Source organism: Shewanella sp. SM73, assembly GCF_025653795.1.
Taxonomy (GTDB): Bacteria; Pseudomonadota; Gammaproteobacteria; order Enterobacterales; family Shewanellaceae; genus Shewanella; species Shewanella oncorhynchi.
In genome coordinates this window covers 60,434-76,572 of record NZ_JAKKRY010000021.1, presented here as the reverse complement: position 1 = coordinate 76,572, position 16,139 = coordinate 60,434, and the positions used below count along the sequence as shown (strand labels likewise).

General features: G+C 44.4%; 19 protein-coding genes and 3 pseudogenes. 5 read left to right on the top strand and 17 right to left on the bottom strand.

Annotated features, from left to right (window positions below):
- From L5M51_RS21255 to L5M51_RS21215, 9 genes are all read right to left on the bottom strand, one after another.
- A partial coding sequence (locus tag L5M51_RS21255; protein ID WP_263171552.1) for a transposase occupies positions 1-174 on the bottom strand: 174 nt, incomplete at its 3' end.
- Between the two features lie 614 nt (positions 175-788).
- Complete coding sequence (gene ccmD, locus L5M51_RS21250) at positions 789-1,025, bottom strand: heme exporter protein CcmD (protein ID WP_014609884.1); 237 nt, start codon at positions 1,023-1,025, stop codon at positions 789-791.
- Positions 1,025-1,771 carry a heme ABC transporter permease gene (locus L5M51_RS21245; RefSeq protein ID WP_263174511.1) on the bottom strand — a complete coding sequence of 249 codons (747 nt, stop codon included), beginning with the start codon at positions 1,769-1,771 and terminating at the stop codon, positions 1,025-1,027. Before L5M51_RS21245 ends, ccmD begins: the two co-directional genes overlap by 1 nt.
- A gap of 118 nt (positions 1,772-1,889) precedes the next feature.
- On the bottom strand, positions 1,890-2,681 hold the full coding sequence (locus L5M51_RS21240; protein ID WP_263174508.1) for an inner membrane protein YpjD: 792 nt from the start codon (positions 2,679-2,681) through the stop codon (positions 1,890-1,892).
- 28 nt (positions 2,682-2,709) lie between these two features.
- Positions 2,710-3,102 (bottom strand): SirB2 family protein, encoded by a 393-nt coding sequence (locus L5M51_RS21235; protein WP_014609881.1) that lies wholly within the window; start codon positions 3,100-3,102, stop codon positions 2,710-2,712.
- A 262-nt stretch (positions 3,103-3,364) separates the two neighbouring features.
- Positions 3,365-3,586 (bottom strand): hypothetical protein, encoded by a 222-nt coding sequence (locus L5M51_RS21230; RefSeq protein ID WP_014609880.1) that lies wholly within the window; start codon positions 3,584-3,586, stop codon positions 3,365-3,367.
- Between the two features lie 319 nt (positions 3,587-3,905).
- Positions 3,906-4,262, bottom strand: coding sequence for a hypothetical protein (locus tag L5M51_RS21225; protein WP_263174506.1), 357 nt, complete (start codon positions 4,260-4,262; stop codon positions 3,906-3,908).
- A 272-nt stretch (positions 4,263-4,534) separates the two neighbouring features.
- Positions 4,535-4,894: a hypothetical protein gene (locus L5M51_RS21220; RefSeq protein WP_263174504.1), complete on the bottom strand. Its 360-nt coding sequence runs from the start codon at positions 4,892-4,894 to the stop codon at positions 4,535-4,537.
- A gap of 26 nt (positions 4,895-4,920) precedes the next feature.
- On the bottom strand, positions 4,921-5,439 hold the full coding sequence (locus L5M51_RS21215; protein ID WP_263174500.1) for an RNA polymerase sigma factor: 519 nt from the start codon (positions 5,437-5,439) through the stop codon (positions 4,921-4,923).
- A gap of 168 nt (positions 5,440-5,607) precedes the next feature.
- On the opposite strand from L5M51_RS21215, the pseudogene L5M51_RS21210 reads away from it, so the two are divergent.
- Positions 5,608-5,940, top strand: a pseudogene (locus tag L5M51_RS21210) (IS110 family transposase); the annotation flags it as partial.
- Between the two features lie 89 nt (positions 5,941-6,029).
- On the opposite strand, the pseudogene L5M51_RS21205 reads toward L5M51_RS21210, so the two are convergent.
- Together L5M51_RS21205 and L5M51_RS21200 are read right to left on the bottom strand one after the other, a co-directional pair.
- Positions 6,030-6,143: pseudogene (locus L5M51_RS21205) on the bottom strand (IS5/IS1182 family transposase); the annotation flags it as partial.
- Positions 6,144-6,179: 36 nt separating this feature from the next.
- Positions 6,180-6,800 carry a glutathione S-transferase family protein gene (locus L5M51_RS21200; protein ID WP_014609876.1) on the bottom strand — a complete coding sequence of 207 codons (621 nt, stop codon included), beginning with the start codon at positions 6,798-6,800 and terminating at the stop codon, positions 6,180-6,182.
- 148 nt (positions 6,801-6,948) lie between these two features.
- Here L5M51_RS21200 and L5M51_RS21195 point away from each other — a divergent pair, with 148 nt between their 5' ends.
- The gene (locus L5M51_RS21195) at positions 6,949-7,335 is read left to right on the top strand and encodes a winged helix-turn-helix transcriptional regulator (protein WP_014609875.1); all 387 of its coding nucleotides are present in this window, start codon (positions 6,949-6,951) and stop codon (positions 7,333-7,335) included.
- A 193-nt stretch (positions 7,336-7,528) separates the two neighbouring features.
- Here L5M51_RS21195 and L5M51_RS21190 read toward each other — a convergent pair whose 3' ends face one another.
- Complete coding sequence (locus L5M51_RS21190; protein ID WP_263174496.1) at positions 7,529-8,611, bottom strand: DUF1566 domain-containing protein; 1,083 nt, start codon at positions 8,609-8,611, stop codon at positions 7,529-7,531.
- Positions 8,612-8,663: 52 nt separating this feature from the next.
- Positions 8,664-9,968, bottom strand: a complete 1,305-nt coding sequence (locus tag L5M51_RS21185) for a DUF2628 domain-containing protein (protein ID WP_263174495.1) — start codon at positions 9,966-9,968, stop codon at positions 8,664-8,666.
- A gap of 167 nt (positions 9,969-10,135) precedes the next feature.
- Here L5M51_RS21185 and L5M51_RS21180 point away from each other — a divergent pair, with 167 nt between their 5' ends.
- The gene (locus L5M51_RS21180) at positions 10,136-10,363 is read left to right on the top strand and encodes a helix-turn-helix domain-containing protein (protein WP_115335460.1); all 228 of its coding nucleotides are present in this window, start codon (positions 10,136-10,138) and stop codon (positions 10,361-10,363) included.
- Positions 10,364-10,377: 14 nt separating this feature from the next.
- On the opposite strand, the gene L5M51_RS21175 is transcribed toward L5M51_RS21180, so the two are convergent.
- From L5M51_RS21175 to modA, 4 genes are all read right to left on the bottom strand, one after another.
- Entirely contained in the window at positions 10,378-11,661 is a 1,284-nt protein-coding gene (locus tag L5M51_RS21175; RefSeq protein ID WP_014609872.1) for a tyrosine-type recombinase/integrase, read from the bottom strand.
- Between the two features lie 238 nt (positions 11,662-11,899).
- On the bottom strand, positions 11,900-12,985 hold the full coding sequence (modC, locus tag L5M51_RS21170) for a molybdenum ABC transporter ATP-binding protein ModC (RefSeq protein ID WP_263174492.1): 1,086 nt from the start codon (positions 12,983-12,985) through the stop codon (positions 11,900-11,902).
- Positions 12,979-13,686 (bottom strand): molybdate ABC transporter permease subunit, encoded by a 708-nt coding sequence (gene modB / locus L5M51_RS21165; protein ID WP_411569258.1) that lies wholly within the window; start codon positions 13,684-13,686, stop codon positions 12,979-12,981. The genes modC and modB overlap by 7 nt, the downstream gene beginning before the upstream one ends.
- Positions 13,687-13,732: 46 nt before the next feature.
- Complete coding sequence (gene modA, locus L5M51_RS21160) at positions 13,733-14,524, bottom strand: molybdate ABC transporter substrate-binding protein (protein ID WP_263174490.1); 792 nt, start codon at positions 14,522-14,524, stop codon at positions 13,733-13,735.
- 205 nt (positions 14,525-14,729) lie between these two features.
- On the opposite strand from modA, the gene L5M51_RS21155 reads away from it, so the two are divergent.
- Both L5M51_RS21155 and L5M51_RS21150 read left to right on the top strand, forming a co-directional pair.
- The gene (locus L5M51_RS21155) at positions 14,730-15,509 is read left to right on the top strand and encodes a TOBE domain-containing protein (RefSeq protein ID WP_263174489.1); all 780 of its coding nucleotides are present in this window, start codon (positions 14,730-14,732) and stop codon (positions 15,507-15,509) included.
- A 317-nt stretch (positions 15,510-15,826) separates the two neighbouring features.
- Positions 15,827-16,047, top strand: a pseudogene (locus L5M51_RS21150) (IS4 family transposase); the annotation flags it as partial.
- Between the last annotated feature and the right edge of the window lie 92 nt (positions 16,048-16,139).

The window sequence follows — 16,139 nt, the reverse complement described above, 5'->3', positions numbered from 1 at the left end:
TGTAAGAGTTTTACCTGGCACGGGACGACCTTCTTTTCTGGCTTTATCTCGCCAATGATACAAGGTTTGCACCGCGATGCCTTCTTCCCGAGCGACCTCTGCGACCGTTAAATTGTGAGGCGGTAATAATTTTTTAAGGATCGCCTCTTTACGTTCTGGTGAATACCGAGCCATATCGTTCTCATTTGCCGCGCCCTGTCTTTAAAAATAATGATTATTTAGGGGTGACAACTATCCTGACACAGGGGGGTATCTTCTCGGCTTAGTTCGGAAACTAAGGCTAAACGCATAGTTAATTTGCCGAGGTAACGACCTAACACTTCCCAATATCATTGCTGCAAATGAGATAAAAATGACTCCTCAAATGCCATAAAACTATCTATTACTAACAAATTAATAATATCTATTCAAATAATTTCAATAACTCTGTTGATAAATAGCATTGTTGGCACAGTAAAAAATCGATTTTATCTAAATGATAACAATGATATGCATATATAACCCTTAAAGTCCCTGAACTGTGAAGTGTCGTCCTACAAAAGGAACTCTACTTCCAATTTATCGACTGGCAGATGATTTTATTGCATCTACAACATTAATAATATCTATGACGATACTGGTTGATTAACACTTCACATACAGTTTCCATTTTGGCATTGTAAGTCATCCTTCATGCCTGTATCTATTTTTTCCCTAAATAATCTCATTCTGGGTATAAAACAGCTCCAAGTTAGAGTTAAACGCATAGAGCAACTATGAAATACAAGCTGCGCCCCCTGCGAAGACCATCACCGCAAATGTGAGTCGTTTTTTACCTCTGGCATTAATGATTTAGGCTCTCGAGTTTCTTTTAGGCGTTCTTCACGTGCCATCTTAATGGCTATTTCGGTCAGCACGTTAGCTTGACCTTTAGCGCTCACTATCACTAACGTGCCGAGACAAAAAAATGTGACGCCATATGCCAGCCACACATAAAAGCCGTAACCGCCCATATTCAAAAATTCACTAAATGATTCAAATTGCATTATTTTACTCCTTGCGCTTTCGCAAGTTCACGTACCCACGGACGCATACTGTTGCGCGCCAGCACTTCCGCTTTAAATCTCATGGTTGAAATAGCGATAATTAACACCCCAAAGCCAAAAATATTCATCAATAACGGAATAAGCATCTCTGAAGGCATCGCTGATTTTTCGGTGATTTTAATCGTCGAAGACTGATGTAATGAACTCCACCAATCGACAGAATATTTGATAATAGGAATGTTTATTACGCCCACTATTGCCAAAATCCCCGCGGCACGAGCGGCTAGTACCTTATCTTCAAATGAGGCATATAATGAAATCACCCCAAGATACAAAAACAGTAAGACTAATTCTGACGTTAAGCGAGCATCCCACACCCACCATGTTCCCCACATAGGTTTGCCCCAGGTTGCGCCTGTTACAAGGGCTATCAAGGTTAAAACCGCACCGACGGGCGCAATTGACGCTGCTATCCAATCAGCCACTTTAACTTTCCATACTAAGCCAATAAATGCTGCGCAAGCCATGCCCATATATGCCACCATCGACATTGAGGCTGAAGGGACATGCACAAAAATAATACGGTAACTGTCACCTTGTTGATAATCGGTGGGTGCAAATATCAATCCCCATGTGGTACCTACGGCGACTAACGCCAATGCAAGGCTGATAAACCAAAACTGTAACTTTACAGCTACTTGATACGCACGCTCAGGCTCGGCGTAAGGATGAAGCCATTTCAACATAATCACTACTCACTGTGAAAAATACGCCAAGTATCATTGGCGCTGGATAAATAAAACGTTCTGCTTAAGCTAGCAACTCAACAAGTGTCTACTCAAATCAATCCGGAACAGTCAACAATTAACTAATAAGAATTAATTCATTAACGATACGCGCCGCAAAGTAAGCGAGGAATATTAATACTGCCCCGCTTAAGGTATAAATAACTGCTGTACGAATTTTGCAGCCTTTAGAATACTGCTGCCACAGCATCACCACATACACCCACCACGCTAAAATAGACAACACCATTTTATGACCCATGCCGCCGACAAAGATGTCATTGAGAGAAATAAAGCCGGTGACGATCGACAGGCTCAGCAAGATCATGCCAATGATCACTAACTGATAGAGCTGCTTTTCTAACGTCAGTAATGGTGGCATAGATGGTGTTTTGATTAGTTGTTTGGTCTTCAATTTATTAAAGATGACCCATAATTGTATCGCATACAGCGCCGCAATCATTAAGGTACTAAAGGCCATCAAAGATAAAATTACGTGTGCCAGCACAACAGGATGCGCGTCAAAATGACCAACATAAGTTGAAGGAATGAGCCACATCAGGCCCACAGAAACGATAGCGCAGCCATATACCACAGGCACCACTACCATCACTTTCAATCGAAAAATTAGCACAGTAAACGTGAGTGCAATTAACCAATTCACTAATGAAAACACATTACTCACACTAAAATTTTGTCCTTCAGGGGTAAATATCGCCTGTGCCAACACCACAGCGTGTAACACCACCGCTATAGCTCCCGCAGCAGTAGAAAGGGAGCGATTAGGACCACCAACGTGAAATAGCCGTCTTGATACGACTATCAGTGCAACAACATAAAACATCATTGTCAAAACGAAACAACCAAGCATAGTGTGCAATCCTATCAGCCAACTTCTATTAAATTAAAAATGGGCAAAACCATGCAGCATGCGACATTGACGCGCCGACGATGTAGCCGAACACCAATAATGCCGCGATCCCCGCAAGCAGTTTTTGACCTCGGTGATGGCACTTAATCGCCAACACGCCAAGGCCAATGTAAACCACTAACGCGACTAATTTAGCCATTAACCACGCCTGATCAGCAACATTCATTTGCAATATTGCTATCAGTACGACACCCGTTAAAAGCAATAAAGTATCGTTAATGTGGGGTAACACTTTCAAACACCGAAATTGCACTCCTGCACTTGCACAAAATGAAAGCATCCAACGGTAGGTAAACAGCGCTACGCTGACTAACGCCAACATAATGTGTAGATTTTTTATCAGGGTGTAATAGGTAACCATTTACTTCTCACTTGTTTAGATTTCAATACATTAGTGAATGGTGACATGTTATAGCTGTCAGCTTAGCCTCAGATAAATGACAGACTGAATACAGCAATAAGTCATAATTTAATAATGCACTATTATATTGTTCACAATTTAATATAATGTGAAATGTGTCTCACTTGGTAATCATCCCAGAAATTAACTGACGGCAAATGTAGAATTTTCTCGTACCGTATGCACATAAGATTCCTTATGAAAACATCGAATTTACAGACTGTTAGACCATGGCGATCCTCTTAATGAACTGCCATTCAGCTTGCTCATTGAAAAGATATTGTTCACAGCGAAGCCGTTTGCTACCGATCCTTAAACATAACTTCCATAAAATCTTTTTAGAGGCTTGGTCAAGGCTGCGAATATCCGCTACACAAAGTTGACCGCTTGCGATTAGCATCCCGAGTCGTTCTTTATCAATTTCAATCTTTACCAATTTAATCATCTCGTCCTCGCTAAATTATTCTTACCTGATCGGGCAGTTAAAATTTCTATAACTTGACAAATTAGTTGGTAGCTTTGGCAATGAGCTGGTTCAGTAGTAATTGACACTTTGCTAAGCACCTTTACTGGATCAGAGCAACACTCAAAACAGGAATACTCGCTCAACACGAAGAACAAACCGATTTTGACATCTGGCGTCTCGTAGCTCCATGTCAAATGCTACTGTCTACAGATACTTCAGTCCTAGTTACCCAATCCATTGGTTTCCAACCTCCGAGCTTGGGTAACTGTTGTCATAGCCTTACAGGTAATAGAGCAACCTATTGCTGACTTACCTGCAATTCCATAGCTGCGGCACAACCTATACCGAAATGCACGAAGACGTCTTTTTCTTCCTTGAGGGGCATCCAATAGCCTAAGACTCGTTTGTCGTTCTGTATTTCCTCGGAGCATATGGTACGCTCTTGGCGAAGTGCCATATTCGCCTTACATCGCTTGCAAGTCGTCTTCCCCTCTTCCATATTGAGTGAAAAACATTTAATGCCAATTGGCGTTCCAATACTGCGGCAAAGATCGTTGACCGCTAAAATGGTCCGATCTTTATGAACTAGCATGACCGGTTCTGGAAACGGCCCCCACATTAATTGAAAAGCATTGAGGATCTTTTGGTCTACCATGATTTCCTTCCTAAAGGTTAGTTAACTCAACTGTAATGACGTGGCATCTGCCAATTTATTGCAATAAATTTTATCGGTTACGAGCTGCCTCACATGTTGAGCAAAAACAGGAAGGAGCATATAGAAAATCAAGAGCCAAGATTATCCAGCGAAAGATGATGGCTAACATATTTTCTGCACGTAAATCGAACAACAAATAACAAAATTCTTTGAAGTGCTTACTACTTGAGAATGAAATCTTGCAAATGGATGCCGAAGACTGTTATCTGAGGTCATTCTTTCGGATGTTTGTAATCTTTAAAATTCTCAAAAGAATTTTTACCTACTTCCTGCCACCATTCCTCGTAATCTCGCCTTGCCTTTCGATGTTTCATGTGTCCATGTCCACTGCCGTGGTGGCTAAAACCTCCTACGAGAATGCGGGCAAGTACCAGTAGCGAGATGCTTTGGCAGTAGCTGATAGCATGGGTACCTGTCAGGTCTGGAATAACGGCGTTCCACAGCAGCATGACGAAGTATCCGAATACGAGCGCGAGCACTGCGGCCATGACTACAGCGAATAACACATGTACCAAGATCATATAAATTCGTCCGTACTTTGAATTAGTCGTATGTTCATAATCAAATTTCATTTCTACACCTCAATATTTAGGTTTCTTTAGTCTGCAAGCAAACGACGCAATTTAGCTGTTGCTCGGATCTTGCGTGATAAAAGTGTTCCAATGGGTTCGTCCCACTCAATGGATAGATCGTAAAAGCTGTGTTCATCGATCTCTGTTGCCAGCCATACCTCTCTCTCCTTGTGAGAGAGTTGACCAATTGCATTGAACAGGCGAGCTCGTAATTCTTGCTGCTCCAGCATTTCTTCTGGGCCAAACCTTTCGATGGGGATCTCTAACGCAAGTGCCGCATCTTCTTGGTCGTCGAGCCAGACTGTCTCGATCCGCCTCCTGTGATGGTCGACGACACGATTGGCCAACGAGCGATAGAAGTATGCTGTAAGATTTTCGATTTCTCCGATAATGTCAGCTCTACGCAACAGGTTGTAAGTAACCTCAGAGATAATATCCTCAGCCTCCGTGTCATTACGGTCAAAAAACTGCTGCTGAACGAAGCGCAGAAAGCGAGACTTTTCCCTTTTGAATATTTCCGCTAACCGCCCAGACTCATCCGCCATGTAGTATATCCTTCAACTTAACTCATACTTGTTTGACGTTGTGAATCAACATTTATTGCATCAGTCTTTAAAAAGAAGATATGTAGTGTAGTGATGGACGCCTCAGCACTTAAGCTTGCAGTATTATGCCAAGCTTGAAGCTGACAAATAGTTCAGGAGGTTTCCATCATGGATATTAAAGTTATTGGTATCGATTTAGCCAAAAATGTTTTTCAAGTTTGTGTTTGTCTTATGGATAACTCAGTCATGAGTAACCAAAAGGTTAACAGAAACAAGCTGCTCGATAAAATTAGACAATTCCCCGAAGGTAGCCTTATTGCTATGGAGGCCTGTGGGACGGCGCATTACTGGGGAAGACAATTTCAAGCACTTGGTTATCAAGTGCAACTGCTCCCTGCTCAACATGTTAAGCCATTTGTTGCAAACCAAAAGAATGATGCCAAGGATGCCCTCGCTATATGCGAAGCGGTTTTCAGACCTAATATCCACATGGTTCCATTAACGTAAACACCAATGAAACCATATTGGGGCTTTGTTTCCTCATTCAGAGCGGCAAAAAAGCCCTCCAACATGAACAAATATCAAACAACTTATTGAGTTTCAGGCATATTTAACCCTGTTAGCGTGTTCAACGCTTTGATCTTGGCGTAAGTTTCACCTACTTGTTGGGCATTGTAAGTTCTCATACTCAAGCGTCCACCGAGTTTTCCCTAACCGTCACCAATGATTGGGCGACCTTACTAAATGTTAGGCCATGCGATTTTCATCGCCTTGATATAAGCAGGTCTAGCGCCAATATCGGCTAAATAGCGTTTCACATGTGGCAAATCGTCAACCGTTCTACCACCAAACAATGGCAGCGTTGTCAGCGCAAATACCGACATAATATCGGCGCAACTAAAGCTGTTTCCAGCTAAATATTGGTTTTTACTCAAGTGATTATTGATGTGTTGATAGTAGCCTTCACGTCGCCTCAACAAAATTTTTTGCACAGCACTATTGAGAGTCGCCGACTCCTTAAGAGCCAACTCAGCCATAAATACTGTCAAGGTATTACTGTTAAATTGCATCCAATACAGGTAATCAGCATAGTTTTCATCGGTATGAGGGATTACCAAACGGCCGTTGCCATATTTGTGGCAAAGATATTCGACAATTGCATTCGACTCACACAGCGTCAGTTCACCATCTTCGATGATAGGCGATGTGGCAGCAGGATGAAGCGCCAAGTATTCATCTGGCGCGGTGTTGTCTTCTACTTTACGCTGATAAAACTTGATGTTGTAAGGCAGGCCGAGTTCCTCCATCAACCACACGATACGGTCTGATTGTGAAACGCCTAAATGATGAATCGTTATCATAAAATTCCCTCGCTAATCCACGATGATAAGATATTTACCTTTACTTGCATTATGCAAGTGATTTACTGGTTATTATCCAGATTACTTGCGTTAAGAAAGTGATGAAGGTAGCATTTCCAGCATCGTCTATCGCAACGAAGTCACAGCTATGAAACATCGTTCTTTGTGCCCTATTAGCTTGGCACTAGACCTCTTAGGGGATAAATGGTCACTGTTAGTTATTAGAGATGCGGTTTTCTGTGGTGCTCAATATTTTAAGGACTTTAAAGCCGCCAAAGAGAATATCTCTACTAACATTCTTGCTGATCGCTTGAAAAGCTTAGAAAACAATGGTTTTTTAAAAAAACAGAAAGATCCATCTAACGCCAAGCAATTTATTTACACACCGACAGAATTGGCCTTTAAATTAGTCCCCACCCTTATCGAACTGGTGGTTTTTAGCAGTGATTACTATGCAAAAGCAATTCCGAATGATGTCACTCAGTTGCTCAATATGGATAGAGCAACAATGATCAGTACCTTTGCCAAAATGTAAGTTGTTTGGCTGGTGTGATGTTTAAGGCTTGATGGGCTAAATTCAATGGCGAAGGTGTGGCAGGACTATGTTTTATTGATATTGCCAGTCTTTAATTTACAGAAAAGTATTAATTTCAAAAGGTAATTTTTGGATGAGAAGCGTTAGGCATTGCTGGTAAAGAGCTGCAATGCCTACCTCATGGTGAGATCCGTTACTTTTGTTTTCCTCTCACCATCCTGACGTATAGATAAAGGACTGGTCCATTCCAGCGACCATGACCATCATAGAATTGGATAAGCCACTTGCCGCCAAACTGGCTATTATCGCTGGCAGTAGATGTCCAATAGCCAGCATAGTCAGGTGTCTGTGGAAATGCTGCTTGCGCTAATGTCGGGCTTTTATAGTTACCTTCACACACATTATCATTTGGTTTCCAATAACTTGGTTTACCTGATGAACAATAAATCAGTGAACTTAATTCCTCTTTTGTGGGTAAGCGCCAGTCGGTGTGGTTACCATCAGAGATAGACATTCCCATGGCATATGGCCAGATAAAAGTAGTAGGACTGCCTTTACAGCTACCGTCTTGCCATGTCTGTCCTACGCTACAGCGCATCCACATCAGCTTGGTTTGCGTGTCGGTGATGGTGCCATTGCCGTTATCAATATACCGCTCTGCAAGTGTACCATCGCCAATTTTGGTAAACGTGGCATTGATTTGGCAATCTGATGTCACTGTGCCTGTGGTGTACTCATTGTTATTGAGCGTACCGTTACAGCCTGTGACGGATTCAATTTGATAGCCGATGTTCGTTGAGATAGTAAAGCTGGTATTGGTGTTGTAACTGACATCAATACTCTCGGGACTGATTTTGCCTCCGGTTGTTGCTTGCGTGGTGATTTTGTACGTGCTGAGTTTGAAAGATACGGTGACTGCACACTGGGCATTTATGATCGCTGTTTTATAGCTGTTTTGGGTTAATGCGCCGCCGCAACCACTGATATCATCGATTTGATAGCCGGTATCGGGTGTCACAGTGAAAGTCGTTGCATGACCGGATTCAACCAAGTTTATTGCTGGGCTGATTTTTCCGCCAAGGCTTGCCGTTGCTGGAATGCTGTAGACCGTTGGGGTGACTTGTCCGTTGTCATCGCTGCTGTCACCTTCCGAGCCGCCACAGCCAGCGAGTAATGTTGCTGCGACTATGCTCAAAAGCAGTGTATTTGCCTTTGATGGCGGTGTCTTTATCGACGTTATGGCGAGTTTGATGCTTGCGTGAATGCACTTATTCATAGGTGTTCCCTGTTATGTGGTCCTGATTAAAGCAGGCGGTTGGTTGTGATGATTACTTCGTTACTTGATTGAGGAGGATGTTTTCTGGTGTGAATATTTCGCCGATAGCCTTGTTGAGTGAGTTACTGTAGATGTCATCTAGGGCATTGTTGGCGGTGATATACGGGGTGTACTCTTTACCTTCTCCCAATGACAGTTGCCACTTTGCTGTATTCACTTCAAAGGTATCGTCGAGATTGATGAGAAACTGAATCGTCAATGATGCGTGTGTGACCTGAGAGATAAAGGCTTCATCGACTTTTCCAGTTACCGCTTCAGAGGCTTTTTGACCCACTTGCTTGAAGTGTTTCAGCTTCATATTGCAGGTATATACAACAGTGGTAATGCCATTGCTGGCTTCTTGCTCTACCCAAGCCGTGCTGGCGCAAGGCGTCCATTTATCAAACGCCTGACCTATGTTGGTTTGCTTGTAGTCTTCGAGGTACCCCTCTTTTACATAGATAATATTTAATGGTTCACCGAAACGAATGCCGAGAATGATTAAGACGATAAGGAACGCAACAAACGTAACAACCGCAGAGGATATGATACCTAACCAACCCGTCATCCACTTTGGCATCCAAGGCCATATAGTTTCACCGAGCTTGTAATAGCGGTAATAGTCATAATTAGCCGTAAGCCCGAAGACAAGAGAATTGATGATAAAAGGAAGCTTGCTCAGGTTCTTGTCAGTAATGAGTGATGCAACTGCTATGATTATCAGATTCAGCAGCATTAGCATGAGAAACAAATAAATGCCTTTCTTCCACATGCCCTTAGCGAAGTAGTACCCCGTGCCAAACACGAATGCGAGTGCATTCATGTTAACCACATTCTGCCCCTTTAATTGTTCCTTTTTAGGCCTTGAGGTATGTGCAGGACTTTTTGCTGAAGCAAAATAGCCCAACTTGTCAGCTTGTCTTAGGTCAAATTCAGCAAACACCTTTTGCCAGCCTTTACTTAAATCATCATAGGATTTCACTGTCGGTTTAGTGGCTGCTGTAACAGGCTTAGCTTCAATCGATGGCTTCGCTACTTGTTTTGGTGTAACTGGTGCGGTGGCTACAGGGGCTGACGTTACGGCTTGAGTTGCTACGGGCTTGATGTGGGTGATGATACCCACAGCGTTCAACTTGGCTTTTAGCGCGTGAGCCTCACTTTCGCTCAGAGCTTTCTTAATGCATATCGGATTACCCGAGAACAGTAGATGTGCTTTTTCCTCGGGGACTTTCAAAAACTTTGCCAGTGCCTGACTCAGCTTATGGCGGTCTTTTCCTTCTGCTATCTCACCTTTAAAAATGACGTTGTAGGAGTTCATTACCTTTCCTTGTGATACGTGAAGAGCAATCGGCTTTGCTAGACATGCAGAACTCAGGTTTGCTCAAGGACTTAAATGAGGACTATATGCACTAAATGCGGATTATAATCCGTGGTTAGTTGGTAAGCAAATTCCCATAGTGGTTGCCTTGTGACGAAGGAGACACTATGAAAACATTAGCGACTGAATTTGGTCATGCGATGCGCAAAATGAGAAAGCTCAGAGGCTTATCTCAAGATGAATTGGCGTTACGTGCAGAGATTGACCGCAGTTATATCGGCCGTATAGAACGAGCGGAGGCGAACATCACGCTCGATATGTTGTACAAGATTGCAGAGGTGCTCGACTGTGAGCCACATGAGTTGCTACCGAGTCGAACATCACTAAAAGGTTAGGCATTGTCTAAGGCTTAAATACAGCCTCGCTGTTTGTAGTTGAGGTGCCACTCTTTAAAGAGTGCCGAACGCTTGGTGTCAATTATTCTCTTCCGAGTGATGCTTTTCTCTTTTGCTACGGGGCCAACCTTACCAAGGTCAACACCTGACAGCTCTTTGCTGTACATCTTTGGTGTCACATGGCTGTAGTGCTGTTCAATCATGGCAATGCTGGTGCCGCATTGTTTAGCCAACACTTCCATGCTGACGTTGCCTGACATCAGTTGCCACGTAATGTAGGTATGGCGTAATGAGTAAAGTGTTCTAACGCCATGCGGAGATGACTTTAAACCTGCTTCGGATATGGCTTTTTCAAAAGCTTTACCCAGTTCATTGGTGGTTGAACCATCAGCTAAGCGAAACAGCTTGTCAGAAGGCTTTCTGTTCGGGAATCGGTCACGTAATGCATTAACACTGGAAAAGATTTCATCGCGACATATCACTTCCCTTGTGCCTGTGTGCTTAACCGTTTTACCTTTGGTAACCGTAATAGAAAAAACAACATCGTGTTCCTTGGACTCCATTTGAATATCACCCCACGTAAGATGTTCCATCTCAGTCCCAGGTCGAATACCTGTATAGACCGCAAACTCCATGTAATCGATGAGCAGCTCACGAATTTGGCGGGTTTTCTCCTTACGGCTATTTTGCTCAAGTGCTAATACGGCATCGAATGCCTTTTCATATTCTTCATGTGAAAAATGCGCTCGCCGTTGTGAGCCCGCCCCTTTAGTCGACAATGATGGCACTTGAGCCGCTAACATCCATTTTTGGTCAACGGCTTCTTTGAACACTAGCTGCATAGCGGCATTGTGGTTCAGTAGCGTCGACTTTGCTGGCTCACGGCCGAATTGCTCTATTCGCCATTTATCAAATTCACGTAGCTTATCGCTGTCGATAGAGGTGATGTAAATGCGTTCGAAAAAGGGGATGTGATACTTGCGAAGTACCTGCATATAAGTCGTGTACTTCTCGATATCCTTACCATTGTCGATAGACTGTTGCATAGCCTTAATGGCTTTATCTGCCACATCACGAAAACGTTTGGAGCTAACAAAAAGGCCACGTTCAGCCATGAACTCGAATTCCATTTGTAGGCGGTGAGCCATGGCTATGGCTTTCTCTTTTTCCTTTTGTTTAGTCGCTTTGGCAATCCACTTGCCAGCAACTTTAATCCGCGCGTACCAACGTTCGCTATTGTCTTGCAGGTAGACGTATAATTCGTCTGAGATATCGTGTCGTTCGAGTTGTTTGCTCATGGTCAGAGTCTGATGTGGGTTTTGCAAAGAATTTGCAAAGTACGATAATGATGCCGTAACTTACTGAAAAATAATAGTGGTTTTAAGCACTATCTTTTCAAAATCCCCCGCCCTTAAAAGCGTGCCAGTTCGAGTCTGGCCACTGGTACCAAATCCTTCTGATGAAGGAACTAAAACCGACCTAGAGTCGGTTTTTTTGTGCCTGAAATTTGGTTTTCGCTCGGTGCTCTAGGTTGAGCTAGTGGGATTCGGCGATATCCATTTGCGTCATAGTCACGCCTTTGATTTGTGCATAAATCGCTTTTCCATGAGTGAGTTGCAGTTCGTCGCAGGCCCAAGGGGTGATGTTGGCCCAAAGTTCATCACGGCCTAGGGCGATTTTTAATTGGATTTGCTCGCCGTTATCACTGGGGTATAACTCTTTAATTTCTCCCTTTAGCAGGTTGCGGATACTTGAGCCTTTGGGGAGCTCAGTGCAAACCGAGACATGATTTGCCTGAATACGCACTTTGAGTTTCTTTGCCGTTTCAGCCAGGTAGCCACTTACCCACAAATAGTTTCCATCATCCATCACGAGTCGAGTCATGGGGTAGTCGGGATGTCTGTCGGCGACCTTTGCACTGAGGAGTGAGCTGAGTTCCTGCAATGGCACCCAAGGGCGCATTTGCTCGCTATTCCACACTTCACTTAAGGCCCCTTGGGCGATCAATTTCCCCTGATGCAGCACCAGCATATAATCCGCCAGTTGTAAGATCTCATCTAGGCTGTGGCTCACATACACTATCGGCAGTTTTAGTTCCTGCGATAAGGTTTGCAGGTAGGGCAGCAACTCGCGTTTACGGGGTAAATCGAGTGACGCTAGCGGTTCATCCATCAACAGCATATCGGGCGATGTCAGCAGGGCACGGCCAATGGCAACCCGTTGTTTTTCACCGCCCGATAGCGTGCTGGGATAACGACTGAGGAGTTTTTCAATCCCTAGTAGTTGCACAATTCTATCGAACAAGACTGGGTTAGCTGTACGCATACCATAGTTGAGATTGCCCTTCACGCTATAGTGCGGGAACAGTCGTGCTTCTTGAAATACATAGCCAATTTGGCGCTTCTCTGGGGGAAGGTTCACTTTGCCTTGTTGATAAAGCAGTTTGTCGCCGAGGCGGATTTCACCGCTATCTGGGGTCGAAAGCCCGCCAAGTAGGTTCACTAGTGAGGTTTTACCCGCACCCGAGCGGCCAAAAACGGCTGTCACGCCCTGCAATGGCAATTGGGTATCGACTTTCAGTTGCAGTTGTCCGAGTCGTTTTTCAATATTGATTGTTAACATACGCTTGCCGTCCTCTGCAGGGCTTTTTTACTCAGCCATTGAGAGGTGAGTAAAGATGCTAGTGCGATCACTATCGAGATAATGCATAGACGCATGGCCTGATATTCGGCCCCTGGGGTTTCAATAAAAGAGTACATGGCGAGCGGAATTGTACGAGTTTCACCGGGAATATTAGAAACGAAGGTAATAGTCGAGCCAAATTCCCCTAGGCTGCGAGCAAAGGCGATAATCATGCCTGACACTATCCCTGGAGAGGTGAGCGGCAGTGTGATGGTGAGAAATACTCGCCATCGACTGCTACCTAAAGTGCGTGCGGCCTGCTCGAGTCGAATATCAACAGTTTCAAAGGATTGGCGTATGGCTCTGACCATCAGCGGGAATGACACTATCGCCGCCGCGAGGGCAGCACCGCGCCAACTAAAGCTAAAACTGATGCCAAACCAATTAAATAACCACTGGCCGATAAAACCTTGGCGGCCCATGCTGATCAGCAAGAGGTAACCCACTACCACGGGCGGTAACACCAGTGGTAGATGGAGCACACTGTCAAATATAGCCTTGCCAGGAAACTCGACTCTGGCCAGCACCCAAGCGCATAAAATGCCCAAGGGTAAACTGGTGATAACGGCAACGGATGACACCTTTAAACTGAGTAGTAGTGCGGCAATTTCATAGTCGCTTAAAAGAGAGCCACTTAGCATAGAGCCGCTTAAAAATGAGCCGCTTAACAAAGAACCACTCAGCACCCTAATTCACTCCAAAGCCATATTTCTCAAACACATTTTTTGCGCTTGGGCCCTGCAGATACTCATTGAACGCTTTGGCGCTTGCGGTCGATTCTTGTTTGACTAAGGCGACAGGGTATTCAATTGGGCTGTAACTCGTTTCTGGGAAGGTGCCAACGATTTTGATCTTTTGGGCGACTTTCGCATCGGTTGAATACACTATGCCAAGCGGCGCTTCACCCTGTTCAACCAAAGCGAGGGCGGCACGGACATTGTTAGCACGGGCGAGTAAGGGCTCAGCGGCTTGCCACAGCTTGAGGTTTTCGAGGGCTTGTTTGGCATATTGTCCAGCAGGCACATGATCTGGATCGCCAACAGCCATACGACTGCCTTTTAATGCGGCTTTAATATCCCAATCGCCATTGAGCACGACTTCTGTGATGGGACTATTTTTCTCGGCAATCAAGACTAAGGTATTTTTTAACAAGGTTTTTCGGCTGTTAACATCGACCGCTTTAGCATCGATCAGATAATCCATCCACTTTTGATTCGCCGAGACAAACAGATCGGCTGGCGCACCATTGGCCACTTGTTTTGCCAGTGTTGAAGAAGAGGCGAAGGAGAATGTCACCTTAGTATTGTGTTCTTTTTCATATTGCTGGCCGATTTCGTTAAGTGCATTGGTGAGCGATGCCGCTGCAAAAACAGTCACTTGCTCATTGTCTGCCGCAAAAATTGGGCTAGATGTCAGTACCATTGTGAATAACGAAGCCGTGGTAAAACGCAGTAATTGCTTAAGGTGAATGGATTTCATTGTGTTCCTCCGTGATAAAAAGTGATCGTTATATACCAATCTATATATCGATCATTCAAGCCCTAAGCAATCAATTAGTGATCTGTGTGCGGTTTCTTGCGGATTAATGGCATTCATCCGCTGAAATATCTCGGCAATCTTATTGGTATCCTCAAGACGATGAAGGACAATAGGACTCAAGTCAGACTTGGGTGCAGGATAGACGATGGATTTACATACATTACTTACGCTTTCCCTCGGGGATAAGCCCTTCGCCAATCCTAGGCGGATAAGCCTGCTTGAGCAGGTTGCCAACACAGGCTCGATCAGCCAAGGCGCCAAGTTTGCGGGGATCAGTTATAAAGCGGCGTGGGACGCGATCAATGAGATGAACACCGCCATGCCCGAACCCGTAGTGTGCAGCGAAAAGGGCGGCAAAGGCGGTGGCGGCGCTAAACTCACCGAATTTGGCGAACGGTTGCTTAAGGTGTATTCCATCACCTCCCAAGTACAAGAAATGGCTTTGGCTGCCTTGCTCGATGAGTCCGTCGATATGCACAGTTTATTGGATGTGATGGCGCATTTCTCTCTCAACACCAGCGCCCGCAATCAGTTAACGGGGCGTATCAATAGCATTGATTCATTTGGATTAAATGACAACATCAGCGTGACTTTAGCGGGCGGACAACAGATTCAGATTTCAGTGACCCATTCGAGCTGCGAACGCTTGCAGTTAGCCCTGGATAAATCTGTGTTGTTACTGTTTAAAGCCCCCGCTGTACTGGCGACGACTTATGCCTGTGAAGTGGATGGGCAAAATTGCTTAAGCGGTCGTTTGCTGAGCGTGACTGAACTTGGCGATAAGGCCGAATTAGCCATAGATATTGATGGCAAAGACATCATCTATTCGGTGATGCCACTCATCCAAATGCAGAGTTTGGCTGTCGGCGAATCATGTTTCGCCTGTTTTGATGCCACGCAGGTGATCCTCGCCAGCATGAATTAGTCGAATTGAGTGATTAATTCGGTTAATCATTGGGTTATTCTCTGGGGATGGCCAGTGACTTGGCGTTATTGTTGTCGAAGTGGGATCGTTCGTTTTTGTATTTAAATCAAGAGTTGACCCAAAGGGGGAGCAACAGCAATCCTTTCTTGGATCTCCTTTGCCAAACAATGTCCATGTTTAACTGCCAGTTCACCATCTCAGGCTCTCGTTCGTTACACTGCTACACAGCACGGTCGCTTATCTATTCATCAACACTGATAGCTTCACTAACTTAACTCATTTAGGACGGCACATCGATAGCCTTGTTGGTGTAACAGGCATTTTTGTGCGTAGGGTTATACGGAGAAATGCAGTAATTACAGCGGCACTTCCAAGCAAACACGGTGAAGAAACTGAATGTGTTATCGACAGTCAGGATGGGCAAAGAACTGTTACGGCGACGGTATGACTATTCCATATCAGCAGATGACGCGCTTTGTGCTGTGAAGAAATAGGCGAACTCTCATTAATTCATGGCTGTTGGGTTATGAATTATTAGGGGAGCCTACAGTGCTCTGCTTATATACCCTCTTTCGCGATTAACCGTGTATTAAAATGTAAGCTCTGGCTGTTCGGCTACTACACGTTTTT

Excerpts from the sequence above, each read along its gene's own strand:
- L5M51_RS21220 (WP_263174504.1), bottom strand. The coding sequence starts at position 4,894 with ATGAAATTTGATTATGAACATACGACTAATTCAAAGTACGGACGAATT.
- modB (WP_411569258.1), bottom strand. The coding sequence starts at position 13,686 with ATGCTAAGTGGCTCTCTTTTAAGCGACTATGAAATTGCCGCACTACTA.
- L5M51_RS21175 (WP_014609872.1), bottom strand. The coding sequence starts at position 11,661 with ATGAGCAAACAACTCGAACGACACGATATCTCAGACGAATTATACGTC.
- modA (WP_263174490.1), bottom strand. The coding sequence starts at position 14,524 with ATGAAATCCATTCACCTTAAGCAATTACTGCGTTTTACCACGGCTTCG.
- ccmD (WP_014609884.1), bottom strand. The coding sequence starts at position 1,025 with ATGCAATTTGAATCATTTAGTGAATTTTTGAATATGGGCGGTTACGGC.
- L5M51_RS21240 (WP_263174508.1), bottom strand. The coding sequence starts at position 2,681 with ATGCTTGGTTGTTTCGTTTTGACAATGATGTTTTATGTTGTTGCACTG.
- modC (WP_263174492.1), bottom strand. The coding sequence starts at position 12,985 with ATGTTAACAATCAATATTGAAAAACGACTCGGACAACTGCAACTGAAA.
- L5M51_RS21235 (WP_014609881.1), bottom strand. The coding sequence starts at position 3,102 with ATGGTTACCTATTACACCCTGATAAAAAATCTACACATTATGTTGGCG.
- L5M51_RS21190 (WP_263174496.1), bottom strand. The coding sequence starts at position 8,611 with ATGAATAAGTGCATTCACGCAAGCATCAAACTCGCCATAACGTCGATA.
- L5M51_RS21185 (WP_263174495.1), bottom strand. The coding sequence starts at position 9,968 with ATGAACTCCTACAACGTCATTTTTAAAGGTGAGATAGCAGAAGGAAAA.
- L5M51_RS21225 (WP_263174506.1), bottom strand. The coding sequence starts at position 4,262 with ATGGTAGACCAAAAGATCCTCAATGCTTTTCAATTAATGTGGGGGCCG.
- L5M51_RS21245 (WP_263174511.1), bottom strand. The coding sequence starts at position 1,771 with ATGTTGAAATGGCTTCATCCTTACGCCGAGCCTGAGCGTGCGTATCAA.
- L5M51_RS21215 (WP_263174500.1), bottom strand. The coding sequence starts at position 5,439 with ATGGCGGATGAGTCTGGGCGGTTAGCGGAAATATTCAAAAGGGAAAAG.
- L5M51_RS21180 (WP_115335460.1), top strand. The coding sequence starts at position 10,136 with ATGAAAACATTAGCGACTGAATTTGGTCATGCGATGCGCAAAATGAGA.
- L5M51_RS21200 (WP_014609876.1), bottom strand. The coding sequence starts at position 6,800 with ATGATAACGATTCATCATTTAGGCGTTTCACAATCAGACCGTATCGTG.
- L5M51_RS21230 (WP_014609880.1), bottom strand. The coding sequence starts at position 3,586 with ATGATTAAATTGGTAAAGATTGAAATTGATAAAGAACGACTCGGGATG.
- L5M51_RS21195 (WP_014609875.1), top strand. The coding sequence starts at position 6,949 with ATGAAACATCGTTCTTTGTGCCCTATTAGCTTGGCACTAGACCTCTTA.
- L5M51_RS21155 (WP_263174489.1), top strand. The coding sequence starts at position 14,730 with ATGGATTTACATACATTACTTACGCTTTCCCTCGGGGATAAGCCCTTC.